General features: G+C 47.9%; 12 protein-coding genes. 6 read left to right on the forward strand and 6 right to left on the reverse strand.

What is annotated here, in order from left to right; genetic code table 11:
* Nucleotides 1-42 precede the first annotated feature (42 nt).
* Complete coding sequence (locus ACYVI9_RS11570; RefSeq protein ID WP_460764728.1) at nt 43-444, forward strand: hypothetical protein; 402 nt, start codon at nt 43-45, stop codon at nt 442-444.
* Nucleotides 445-509: 65 nt separating this feature from the next.
* Complete coding sequence (locus tag ACYVI9_RS11575) at nt 510-1,724, forward strand: anthranilate synthase component I family protein (RefSeq protein ID WP_460764926.1); 1,215 nt, start codon at nt 510-512, stop codon at nt 1,722-1,724.
* 26 nt (nt 1,725-1,750) lie between these two features.
* Here the strand turns inward: ACYVI9_RS11575 and ACYVI9_RS11580 are convergent, their stop codons facing one another.
* From ACYVI9_RS11580 to ACYVI9_RS11590, 3 genes are all read right to left on the reverse strand, one after another.
* A complete protein-coding gene (locus ACYVI9_RS11580) occupies nt 1,751-2,530 on the reverse strand; it encodes a class I SAM-dependent methyltransferase (RefSeq protein ID WP_460764729.1) in 780 nt (259 codons plus the stop codon).
* A 112-nt stretch (nt 2,531-2,642) separates the two neighbouring features.
* Nucleotides 2,643-4,319 (reverse strand): ribonucleoside-diphosphate reductase subunit alpha, encoded by a 1,677-nt coding sequence (locus tag ACYVI9_RS11585; protein WP_460764730.1) that lies wholly within the window; start codon nt 4,317-4,319, stop codon nt 2,643-2,645.
* A gap of 126 nt (nt 4,320-4,445) precedes the next feature.
* On the reverse strand, nt 4,446-5,420 hold the full coding sequence (locus tag ACYVI9_RS11590) for a ribonucleotide-diphosphate reductase subunit beta (RefSeq protein ID WP_460764731.1): 975 nt from the start codon (nt 5,418-5,420) through the stop codon (nt 4,446-4,448).
* A gap of 480 nt (nt 5,421-5,900) precedes the next feature.
* Between ACYVI9_RS11590 and ACYVI9_RS11595 the strand changes: the two genes are divergently transcribed.
* On the forward strand, nt 5,901-6,632 hold the full coding sequence (locus tag ACYVI9_RS11595; protein WP_460764732.1) for an esterase family protein: 732 nt from the start codon (nt 5,901-5,903) through the stop codon (nt 6,630-6,632).
* On the opposite strand, the gene aat is transcribed toward ACYVI9_RS11595, so the two are convergent.
* A complete protein-coding gene (aat, locus tag ACYVI9_RS11600; RefSeq protein ID WP_460764733.1) occupies nt 6,616-7,287 on the reverse strand; it encodes a leucyl/phenylalanyl-tRNA--protein transferase in 672 nt (223 codons plus the stop codon). The two genes, ACYVI9_RS11595 and aat, sit on opposite strands and share 17 nt — an antisense overlap.
* Before the next feature lie 17 nt (nt 7,288-7,304).
* On the reverse strand, nt 7,305-7,598 hold the full coding sequence (locus ACYVI9_RS11605; protein WP_460764734.1) for an ATP-dependent Clp protease adaptor ClpS: 294 nt from the start codon (nt 7,596-7,598) through the stop codon (nt 7,305-7,307).
* A gap of 441 nt (nt 7,599-8,039) precedes the next feature.
* On the opposite strand from ACYVI9_RS11605, the gene ACYVI9_RS11610 reads away from it, so the two are divergent.
* The 3 genes from ACYVI9_RS11610 (at nt 8,040) to ACYVI9_RS11620 (ending at nt 11,070) form a co-directional block, all read left to right on the forward strand.
* Entirely contained in the window at nt 8,040-8,462 is a 423-nt protein-coding gene (locus ACYVI9_RS11610; protein WP_460764735.1) for a hypothetical protein, read from the forward strand.
* 174 nt (nt 8,463-8,636) lie between these two features.
* Nucleotides 8,637-10,316, forward strand: coding sequence for a GMC oxidoreductase (locus ACYVI9_RS11615; protein WP_460764736.1), 1,680 nt, complete (start codon nt 8,637-8,639; stop codon nt 10,314-10,316).
* A gap of 73 nt (nt 10,317-10,389) precedes the next feature.
* The gene (locus ACYVI9_RS11620) at nt 10,390-11,070 is read left to right on the forward strand and encodes a gluconate 2-dehydrogenase subunit 3 family protein (RefSeq protein ID WP_460764737.1); all 681 of its coding nucleotides are present in this window, start codon (nt 10,390-10,392) and stop codon (nt 11,068-11,070) included.
* 178 nt (nt 11,071-11,248) lie between these two features.
* On the opposite strand, the gene ACYVI9_RS11625 is transcribed toward ACYVI9_RS11620, so the two are convergent.
* Nucleotides 11,249-12,394 (reverse strand): glycoside hydrolase family 18 protein, encoded by a 1,146-nt coding sequence (locus tag ACYVI9_RS11625; RefSeq protein WP_460764738.1) that lies wholly within the window; start codon nt 12,392-12,394, stop codon nt 11,249-11,251.
* Between the last annotated feature and the right edge of the window lie 26 nt (nt 12,395-12,420).

The following is a 12,420-nucleotide window of genomic DNA, read 5'->3' on the forward strand; positions in this document are numbered from 1 at the left end:
TTTAAAAAGTTCGCACAAATTTTACACTATAATTTTTTAGCTATGGCAAAGGCAAATAAATCAAAGGCGGACGGAAAGGATCTTTCCCGCGAAGACGGAAAACCGGTTAAGAAACCTGCTTCCGGAACGACGAAAAATGGAGCAGAAGATGAAGCGCTTTTTGATGAGGATGAACTGCCTGCGAAAAAGAAAAAGGCAGGTGCCAGATCTCAAGAGGATGATGAGGACCTGGAAGAAGTAGAGGATGATTGGGAGAAGGCGGAGGAAGAAGAAGATTGGGATAAGGATTTCGAGGAGTTTGATATACCCCGGTCAAAGTCAAAATCGGGCGGGGGTAAAAAAAACTTCCAGGATGAAGACGATGATTTTAAAATCGACGAAGAATTCAATGATTTATTCGGTGACGAAAAGGATGACTTTGATGATGAAGACGATGATTTTTAAAGTTTAAACAACATGAATTGACCAGTAGCTTTCTCATAAGCGAATCCAGTCATTTTAAAATAAAAGTGTTGAACTGGCTCCGACGGTTCGACACTTTTTCTTTTCTGGACAGTGCCGGATATACGGTCGGGTCCGGAGAATTGCTGGCAGGTGCCGGGGTAAAGCGTTGTTTTCGCTCCGGTGCGACAGATGCCCTGGAAGGGTTACAGTCGTTTATCGATCAACAGCCGAGCTGGCTGTTTGGCCACCTGTCTTATGACCTTCATACTACTGACAAACCTTTTGGTCCGATGCATCGGGACCAGACAGGCTTTGAACATTTGCTGTTTTTTGAACCGGAGGTATTGCTGGAACTTGCAGAAGACCGGCTCCGTATCAGTGCGGCAGATCCCCAAAATGTCTATGAACAGATACTGGCAAGCAACTGTAGCAGTCAGCCGCCGGTATGGAAAACCGAGATAAAGCCCAGGATTTCCAGAGCAGCCTACCTTGATATTATCGCTCGACTTCAGGACCATATCCGGCGAGGCGATTGTTATGAAATAAATTTTTGTCAGGAATTTTTTGCGGAGGCGGACCGGGTCGATCCGATCTATTTATATCAGGAGCTCACCCGGATCTCACCCAATCCTTTTTCCGGACTTTACCGCAACGGGGACAGCTGGCTGGTTTGTGCCAGTCCAGAACGGTTCCTTAAAAAGACGGGCGACCGTATTATCAGCCAGCCCATTAAAGGCACCCTGTCGCGTCTGGACCCGCAGGCAGATCCTGCGCAGGAGCAGCAACTATTATTGCAATCGGCCAAGGACCGCGCTGAAAATGTGATGGTGGTAGACCTGGTACGTAATGATTTATCCCGGGTCTGCGTCGAGGGGTCGGTGGCGGTGGAGGAATTGTACGGGATATACAGTTTTCCGCAGGTCCATCAGATGATTTCCACCGTGGCCGGCCGCTTAAAGCCCGGAACCCGCCTGGCCGATACCCTCCAGGCCTGTTTTCCTATGGGTTCGATGACCGGTGCACCTAAGGTCAGCGTAATGCGGCTGATCCGGGAATATGAACGCAGTAACCGGGGATTGTTTTCGGGCACCATCGGATACATCAGACCGGATGGAGATTATGATTTTAATGTGGTGATCCGAAGCATTTTTTATGAAGCAGCAAACAGGTACCTGTCCTTTCAGACCGGAGGCGGTATTACGATCTACAGTGATCCGGCTGCCGAATGGGAGGAGTGCCGGCTTAAAGCCCGGGCCATCCGGGAAGTACTAGGCTGCTGAGCATTCCGGAAGCCTAAGTGTTATTTTCATTTGCGGGCAATAAAGAAAAGATCCAGGCATTGGTCATTGGCCGCTGCCAGATAATAATCTGACATCTTTATACCGGCAACCAACTGCTGGTCGCGGGAAAGCATTTTTTTCCTGTTCCAGCGATTCAGCAGGTCATAGGGAATCTGAAGACACCAGCGTGGCAGGCGGTACTGCAGGTTCAGGATATCAAAACGGGTAATTCTGGCCACTGCTTTGCGGTTTTGCTCGTAATAATCCATCACCCTTTCATTGCCGAATACCCCCAGACTGCTGACTTCGGTAAAACGGGTAAGCAGCAGTCGCTGTAGTGCCGCGATGGTATACTCCCGGATATGCCAGGGGTTGCGGGTCAGCGACATTTTCTTATTGGGCGTGGTCAGGATCAGTTGCCCGCCTGGTTTGAGGACCCGGTGTATTTCCTGGACAAAAGCGCTGTCAGCTGGGATATGCTCGATAACCTGAAAGCTGATCACAAAATCAAAATAATTATCCGGTATGCCCGTAAAGGGCGGTATATTCATTTTTAAGAAACGGATATGAGGGAACCGGGCGGTCAGTTCCGCTATCCGTGCGTTTTCAAATTTATCAACCGTTACAAACTCCTCGGTTCGGGCGGCCATCAGTTCTACCCCGTAACCACTGCCCGTCCCGATTTCCAGGACCCTGCCGGAGACCCGTTTTGCTGCCTCATCGTAAGCCAGCAGGGAACGCTGGTACACATAATTATCGGATGCATCTGTCTGAGAAACCCTTTCTGCTGTTTGTATAAGCCCCATATACTTGAATATTGCTGCAAAAATAGCCGTTTCGCTCCTTTCGGTCATGAGGATTTCAGCAAAGAAAACGGGCCTAAAAAACCCCGGCAGGAGCCGGGGTCAGGTTCAAATGCTATGCTTCGCAACTGGTGCAGGTCACCAGACTGGTTACCAGCTCCTTGCTGACGCTCTGGCTGCGTTGGTAGTACAGGGTCTTGACACCCTGCTGCCAGGCTTCGATCATGAGTTTGTTGACATCCTTAATGGGCAGGTTACTGGGAATATTCAGGTTCAGGCTCTGCGACTGATCCACAAACTGCTGGCGGATGGCTGCCTGCTGGATGATCTCCAGTTGACTGATTTCCTTGAAAGTCTTGAACACCGCTTTTTCTTCCTGGGTCAATCCTTCCAGTTGTTGAACGCTGCCGTGGTTCAGCATGATGCTGCGCCAGGTATCTTCATTGTCCATTCCCTTGTGTTCCAGGAGTTGTTTTAAGTATTTGTTCTGCCGCATGAAATTGCCCTTGGCCAGCCCTGCTTTATAATAGTTGCTGCTGAAAGGTTCTATCCCCGGCGAAGTCTGTCCCAGGATAGCAGAAGAAGAAGTCGTGGGCGCTATCGCCATTAATGTTGTATTGCGCCGGCCATAGCCTTTGAGTACTTCCGGTTCGCCATAAATACGGGCCAGATCGACGGTCGCCTTATCCGCTTTTTCCTGGATATCCGCAAAAATCGAATTGGTGAGTTGTTTGGCTTTCAGACCTTCGAAGGGAATCATATTCCTTTGGAGGTAAGAATGCCATCCCAATACCCCGAGGCCCAGGGCCCGGTGGTTTTTAGCAAAACGGTTGGCACTGGCCAGGTAATGGTTGCCCTCGGTCTTATTGATAAATTCCTGCAGTACAGCATCCAGGAAGAAAATGGCCAGTCTTACGGCATCGGTATCCTTCCACTCGTCATATAATTCCAGGTTCATGGAAGACAGACAGCAAATAAAGGATTCGTCCGCAGAGGAAGGCAACATAATTTCAGAACAAAGATTGCTGGCGTTGATCTTATAATTAAGGTCCTTATATACCTGAGGTTTGTTGCGATTGACATTGTCCGAGAAGAAAATATAAGGCAACCCTTTTTGCTGACGGCTTTCGAGCAGTTTCGCCCAGATCTCTCTTTTTTGTTTGTCACCATCAACCATATCCTGCATCCAGTAATCCGGTACACAGACGCCGAAAAACAGGTTCTGGATCGGATGGCCGATATTTTTGATCTGTAAAAACTCTTCAATATCCGGATGGTCGATATCGAGGTAGGCGGCAAAAGCGCCCCGCCGGACACCTCCCTGGGAAATAGTGTCCATCGCCGTGTCAAACAACCGCATAAAGCTCACCGCACCACTGCTTTTTCCATTATCGGTTACCGAACTACCTCTGCCCCTGAGGTCTCCGAAATATGCTGAAGTACCACCACCAATCTTTGTCTGCATGATAACTTCTCCCAGTTTATGGGTAATGCCTTCTATATGATCCGGAACATGGACATTGAAGCAGGAAATCGGCAAACCTCTTTCGGTGCCCATATTCGCCCAGATTGGTGAACTCAGACTCATCCAGCCCCTTTCTACCATCTCCATAAAGGCTTCCTTCAGTTCCGGTTTATACAAACGCTGTGCGGCCGCAGCGCAGACACGTTCTATCGCTCCTTCCACGGTTTCCCCTTTCAGTAAATAACCACGGTTTAAAATTTGTTCGCTTTCTTCATTCTTCCACCACATTTTTTCAGTGATGGGCGTCTGCTGTATCATTGGGTCCATTACTTCCATTTTAATAAAGGTTTTAACAGGTTTGTATGTAAATTGTTTGGCAAGTTCGTTTTTTCATGACAGGCCAAAGGAGCCTGTCCGGGCCGTGAATCCCACGCTGGATGCAGTTTCCGGGGACTAAAACAAGTCGTCCGCCGTGATACTTTTATCATGCTTGGTATAATCCACCGGGCGTTTGGCAAAGAAATCATCCAGGCTGTTGGCGAAGACCTCTTCCTCAAACCAGCGCATCGGCCGGTATTGTTCTGCACTAATAAAATACTGCGAGGGCAGGCCGATTTTATTCAGGCTCTCATCCACACGGAATTTGATAAAATTCGCGAGGTCTTTTTTACTCAGTATATCTACGTCCCCTTCTTCAAATATCCAGTCCAGTATCTGTTCTTCGATTTCGATTGAATCTTTGACCATATCGGTGATACGGGAAAGCGCCGCTTCGTTCAGTACTTCGGGATATTCTTCCCGGATCTTGTTGATCAGGTAGATGCCTGCATTGGCATGGATCTGTTCGTCTACCGAAGTCCAGGCAATGATATTACTGACATTTTTCATCCAGCCTTTGAAACGGGTGAAGGAAAGGATGATCGCGAACTGGCTGAACAGGGATACGTTTTCAATCAGGATCGTAAAAAGAATCAGGGCCATACTGTACTCCTGCTTGTCATTGGATTTGGTATTCTTCAACGCCTGCGACAGGTATTCTATCCGTTGTTTAATCACCGGTACTTCAATCAGTTTCTGAAATTCGTCATTGTAACCCAATACCTCCACCAGCCGGGAATAGGCTTCGCTGTGGCGGAATTCGCATTCTGCAAAAGTGCTGCCCAGACCATTCAGTTCGGGCTTGGGCAGGTGATTGTATAAATTTCCCCAGAAGGATTTAACAGCGACTTCGATCTGGGCAATGGCCAGCAGTGCCCTTTTTACCGCATTGCGCTCGGAGGCGGTCAGGTGGCTGTGAAAATCCTGGGTATCTGCGGTGAAATCTACTTCGGAATGTACCCAGAAAGATTTGTTGATCGCACTGGTAAATTTTAATACTTCCGGATATTCAAAAGGTTTATAATTAATTCTCTTGTCAAAAAGTCCCATGGCTAAAATATTTACGAAATAAGTTTTATCAAAATAAAGAAGCGACAAAAAGCCCACCGTACTATCTGTTAAATAGTTGGCTATCAGCTATTTCTGACTTCTTTTAAAAAAGTTTAATGTTTAAGAATCTGTGTCCGGTCTTCTCATTGGCCGTTTGGTCAATACCCCCTTATTCACATGTTCTGATGAAGCAATTGTTACTTCCACATTTACAATTGCCATACAAATTAATTTAATAAAGGAGAAAAAATCCAAAGTTCTTATGCACAGGATGTGAGAAACTTTGGTTGGCAATATTGAGCGACTGATAAACTGGAACTTATAGATTATCGGTGAAAAATTATGTTTTTCAGGGCCGGTCAGCACCCCTGTTTTTCAGGGGGATGGCGATGCCTGCACAAAGCCCGTTATTACCGGATCTGTGGGGATTCCCGACGGCCGCTGTTAGGATTATTTGCGTATATTAGTCAAAACATTGATATGAACAGGGATATTTTTGGTTGGTACAGCCCGGCACTGAATAAGGAAATGCCCGTCGTGTCCTATGGCTATTATGGTTTTGCCCTGTTGCTGCTACCAACTGCTGCCGCCGATTATCTTGAATATGAACGCTTTCAACTGATTGATTCATTGGCACCATTTATCGATGATGGGAAAATCAAGGTTTTTTCGGTGAACAGTGTCAATAATGAGAGCTGGATGTCTAAGTCGATATCCGCCTGGGATCGGTCGCAGCGTCATCAGCAATGGAATACTTATATTTATGAGGAGGTCGTTCCTTATATCCGCAATACGACCAGTCCTGAAACGCCCATCATCCTGGCGGGTGCTTCCTTTGGCGCGCTGCATGGTATGAACCTGTTTTTAAAACGCCCGGACCTGATCAATGGTGTTATCGCCATGAGTGGGGTGTATGATCTGACCTATTATAGCGAGGGTTATATGGACGATAACGTATACTTCAACAGCCCGGTGCATTATATGCCGAATCTGACAGATCACGAATTGCTGGAATCCATCCGGCGCAGCAGCCATATACATATCCTAACCGGAAGCGGGGCTTATGAGGATCCTCAGGCCGGAGGGGAATTTGCCAAAATACTTTATAACAAGGGCATCCCCTATACTTTTGAAAACTGGGGACCGGGATACCCCCATGACTGGCCTACCTGGCGGGACATGCTGCCCCAGGTACTCAATACCCGGTTCTAACCGGCTCCGGCACCCATTTTTTCAGTAGTTGGTCAAATTCCCCGCCATCCACCATGACGGCACCCAGGCTTTCCAGGTACTGGGAATATACCTGACAATCGATCAGTTCAACCCCTTCTGTTCTCAGCAACGCCACGTACTTGGTAAAAGCATACTTGGAAGCATTAGACCGGAGACTGAACATACTTTCACCAAAAAATACCCGTCCCAGCCGCAGGCCATAGAGCCCGCCCACCAGCTGATCTTCCTGCCAGACTTCAGCACTATGTGCCCAGCCCAACTGGTGGAGCTTCAGATAGGCGGCGATCAGTTCTTCACTGATCCAGGTACCGGGCGCCCCAGGCCGTTCCACCGTCTGACAATGCCGGATTACAGACGCGAAAGCCGTATTGGTCGTAAAACGGAAAGCTTGTCGGTTGAGCAGGGGACGCAGACTTTTGCTGATTTTTAAATCCCTGGGAAACAGGACAAAACGAGGATTAGGGCACCACCAGAGAATCGGCGGTTCGCTGTACCAGGGGAAAATGCCGCTGCGGTAAGCACTGAGTAATCTTTCAGAAGATAGGTCACCACCGATGGCCAGCAGGCCGTCAGGTTCTGCCTGGTCTACAGGAGGAAATTGGGTAGTAGCGTCATCCAGGGCAAAGATTGCCATTGCAAATGGGATAAGATTTAGGAAACGGTCGCCTCAATGGTGGCGTTGATGCCTCTTTCAAGGATGGCTTCACACATCGGTTTGAGTTCATCGAATTCGCCTTCTTTTACTGCGTATTTGCCTTTGAAATGAATGATATAGGCGCATTGTTCTGCCTGTTCAAAACTGTGCCCGCAAACTTCCATCAGGGTTTCAATAACCCAGTCGAAAGTATTCACTTCATCATTCCAGACAATGAGCTGGCATAACTCCGCATATTCGGTGAGCAGTTCCGCAGCTTCCCCTGTCCGGGTATCTGTGTTTTCAAGCATTTTGCAAATGTGAACTGCCCGCCCATCGCAAAACTGATGGTTGGGCTTCGTGCTTCACAGCAATTTGCTTTCTGCTCCGAGGAGTTAGAAGTCTTACTATCGCTCCACACGTGTACTCGCAAGTCCCTTACGAGGTTTTTAAGTCTTATTAACGATACAAAAGTACGAAGCTTAATTCTATTCGCAAAACGGTCGTTTACATACCTTACAGGTGTCGATGCGTGGGTTTTACGCTTCGAGTTTTAAAACAATATTCAGGCAGAGAAAAAGCCTGCCGCATTCGGGTTTGGCATACTACTTGTTAAATCAAAGAGTAATCCGGATAATCCGCCGGAATTTTGAAATAGCCAGACACTTGCTGCTAATCCGTCAGCAGGTTGAATGGCAACTACTGACATTTAATATTCAATCAATTAAATTTAAATCACAAAAAGTACGAAGATGAAACAAATGTCCGTTCTTATGACCGGGGCCGTTGCTATGATTATGTTATTCACCTCCTGTAAAAAGACCGCTGAAGGACTGGGAATTGATGCCATCAATAATGTGGCAAAATCCCATAAATGGGAAGTCGTTCACCAGATATTTCTGGCCAATGCCAGTGAGCCTATCACTTCCGATAGCCTGACACGGGAAACCGCTTACGCTAAATTCCAGAGTGATGATAAAGTACACTACTATAATAGCCAGGGTACAGATAATCCGACCATCGCCACTCCATACGGATTCAGTTCTACCAAGTCGGTAGTCTACGACGGTGTCCAGTTCAGTATTCAGGAAAACCTGGTGGGATCCTTTTCCCGGATGACCTGGCAACGTAAGACGGATGCAGGTCGGGAAGTCTATATCTTTACGAAAAAATAAGATACTGCCTGCCCTAAAGAAAAAACCCGCTTTTACGGCGGGTTTTTTCTTTAAAAAAGATTTAAGAAAAAATAATTTTTTCTGATATTTTTTTCAATACCTTTATTTCCTGCTTGTTAATGATCAGCCAGTCTGAACGATTACTCGAAAATAATTAAAAAGGAAAATTGAAATATGGCAGATAATACTTACGACGCTATTGTGATTGGTAGCGGTATCTCCGGTGGCTGGGCCGCCAAAGAGCTAACTGAAAAAGGGCTTAAGACAATCATGCTGGAGCGGGGCCGTGACATTAAACACGTTACGGATTATGTGAATGCCAATAAGAATCCCTGGGAGTTCCCACACCGGGGCGGACGTACCCAACAGATGATTGAAGATTATCCGGTATTAAAAAGAGATTATCCTTTAAACGAAACCAACCTGGATTACTGGGTGAAGGATAAGGACTGTCCCTATGTGGAAACCAAAAGATTCGACTGGTTTCGCGGCTACCATGTAGGAGGACGTTCTCTGATGTGGGGGCGCCAGAGTTACCGGCACAGTGATATAGATTTTGAGGCCAACCTGAAAGAAGGTATTGCGGTTGACTGGCCAATCCGCTATGCAGATATCGCACCCTGGTACAGTTATGCAGAGAAATTTGCCGGTATCAATGGTACCAAAGAAAATTATGCAGCCTTGCCGGATGGCGAGTTTATGCCGGAAATCCCGTTGAACTGTGTCGAAAAGGATGTTGCCGACCGCATTCGCAAACACTATAATGGTTTACGGATTCTGACGACCGGCCGCTCCGCGAATATCACCCAACCGCTGGAAGGACGAACCGCCTGTCAGTACCGCAATAAATGTTGGTTGGGATGCCCGTTTGGCGCCTATTTCAGTACGCAATCTTCCACCTTGCCTGCCGCCATGAAGACCGGCAATCTGACCCTGCGGCCTTTTTCCATTGTGACCAAAATTATTTACGATAAGGACACTAAGAAAGCAAAAGGGGTGGAGGTGTTAGACGCGGAGACCAACAAGACTTACGAATATTTTGCGAAAGTGATCTTCCTGAACGCTTCCGCACTGAACTCCACCTGGGTGCTGTTTAATTCGGCGACTGATATCTGGCCCGGTGGACTGGGCAGTAGCAGTGGCGAACTCGGCCATAACCTGATCGACCACCATTTCCGTTGTGGGGCTTCAGGACGTGCAGAAGGTTATGATGACAAGTATTATTTCGGCCGCAAACCCAATGGTATTTATGTGCCACGTTTCCGCAATGTCGGCAGTGATAAACGGGATTATGTCCGGGGCTTCGGTTACCAGGGAGGTGCCAGCCGTCAGGGATGGCATCGTACGATAGCCGAATACAGTATTGGTGCGGAATTCAAAGATGCACTTTGTGAGCCGGGCAGTTGGTCCATGGGACTGGGCGCTTTTGGTGAAACCCTGCCCTATCATGAAAATAAAGTCACCCTGGACCACAGCGTGAAAGACAAATGGGGATTACCGGTCCTGAATATGGATGCCGAAATTAAAGAGAATGAGAAAAAGATGCGGGTTGATATGATGAATGATGCCGCAGAAATGCTGGAAGCCGCCGGCATCAAAGACGTACACACATATGACGGTGACTATGGCTTCGGTATGGGAATTCATGAAATGGGTACCGCAAGAATGGGACGTGATCCAAAGACTTCCGTGCTCAATGGCAATAACCAGGTTTGGGATTGTAAAAATGTGTTTGTTACGGATGGCGCCTGTATGACCAGCGCTGCCTGTGTCAATCCTTCACTGACTTATATGGCGCTGACAGCAAGGGCTGCCGATTTTGCCGTCAGTGAATTGAAGAAGAATAATTTATGATAGCTGTGCTCCGGCAGTCTGTTGCAGGCTGCCGCCGACGGCAGATACGAAAAGCTTTAAAGAAATCAATATGATGAACAGAAGACAAGCGGTACAAAGGGTTGCCTTGCTCGTGGGCGGTTTTGTACTCGGTGCAGAATTATTTATCACCGGTTGTAAATCTTCAACCGAAAAAGGCGCTGTAGAAGCTACTGCGGAAGCGCTGCCAGACTATTTTACCAAAGACGAGATTGCATTTCTGGACGAAATAGCCGAAACGATTCTACCCCGCACCGCTACACCCGGCGCCAAGGATGCCAAGGTCGGCGAATTTATGAATGTGATGGTTCGGGATTGTTACACACCCCGCGATCAGAAAATATTTAAAGACGGACTCGGCAGTATCGACAAATTGAGCAAAGAAAAATACAATGACGGCTTTATGCAGCTGCAAGCGCAGCAACGCACAGAGTTGTTGACTGCACTGGACCAGGAAGCCAGGGATTATAACAAATCAGAGGAATACAAATCCAAACGGGAAGAACTGAATCAGGAAGAAAACCGGAAGGATTCTCTGGCGCAGTCCAAGGGTAATTTTGGGTATTCGAGGATTCAGATGCCCAAGCATTATTTTGCAATGATGAAAGAACTCACCCTGCTGGGCTTCTTCACTTCGGAACCAGGTGCTACCAAGGCCCTTCGTTATTCGGCGGTTCCCGGTAAATATGAACCCTGTATCCCTTATCAGAAAGGTGACAAAGCCTGGGCTACATAGTCTGAACGAGCTGAAATTTTTTGAAAGTATACACTGTAAGAGTCCGGCATTCCGGGCTCTTACTGTTTACAGCAGCTATGCGACTGCCCCGGAACAGTATCCAGGCTGAATCAGGGAGTTTCGGTTCATGCTGTTAAAAAGGGTCGGGTCTTAATGACACAATCGTCTTTCAGGAATCTCATCGCATGGATTGACTGGCGGCAGCAGCCGGAAGTTCTTTCCGGTTTCCCGCTTTCAATGTTTGGTCAATCACTTCCAGTAATCCATGTTCTGGCTTATCCAGGGTCAGCTCCCAGAACATAATCCCGCCCAGCTTTTTACGCAGGACATAAGCTGTTTTTTTTCTTACGGACATCGTATCATCAAAAGTGGCGAAGACTTTTGTGACCGGGTTATAGGCATACGGGGCCTGGGCAATGCTATCCCGGTAGAACCGGAATCCCCGCTGCGTACTGATATGCTGATCGAAGTTCCGGTAGGCGATAAAATCTTTGAACCTGCCTGACTGGAAAAGACCCCGGTTCCGGTCCCCGACCTGCTCCCAGGTCCTGGCATAGAATGCCGCTCCGATCACCAGTTGCCGGGAGGGAACGCCCTTGCTAATCAGGTAATCCACAGCGGCTGCCGTGGCATCTGTTTGTCCGGGAGCTGCAAAAAGTGGGGTATGATGACCCGTGTGCGGTGTATTGCCATTTACCAGATCATAACTCATGATATTTACAAAGTCCACCAGTGGCATGACGCGCAGCCAGTCTATGGAAGCTTCCAGGTATTTCCGGAAGCCACCGGCAGCAAAACTAATAGTAGCTTCCGGTCCTAGCGTGCTGCGCAATACCTTCACCAGTTCCGTAAAATTCGCCCGGTCATTCTGGTTATAGGAATGACCCGGATAACCTTCAATAGCCGGGTATTCCCAGTCCAGGTCAATACCGTCCGTTTGAAAATATTCGCTCAGATGTCGGACGGACCGGGCAAATTCCATCCTTCCTTCGGGGGAGGCAAACAGTTCCGAACAACTGCGGCAACCACCCCAGCCCCCCAGGGAGAGTAAAACTTTCAATCTGGAATTACGGGTTTTCAGGGATACCAGTTTTTGAATGGTCAGCGTATCTTGCCACCGGTCAACGGTTAGCCGCTGACCCTGCAGGTGGCAGAAGCTGAAAATGATATGAGTGAGTTTTTCTACCGGATAGGCATCGATCTGCGTTGGTCCTCCGGAATAATAAGCGATGACCCGTACCGGCCCCGGTGTCGCGGCAGACTGGCCCGCTGCCCCTGGCAGCAGAATCAGGAGGATGCATATGGATAATATCGTAGTGCGCATCTTTGGGACTGGTGGTTGACCGGCCA

This window comes from Niabella terrae, assembly GCF_054783135.1.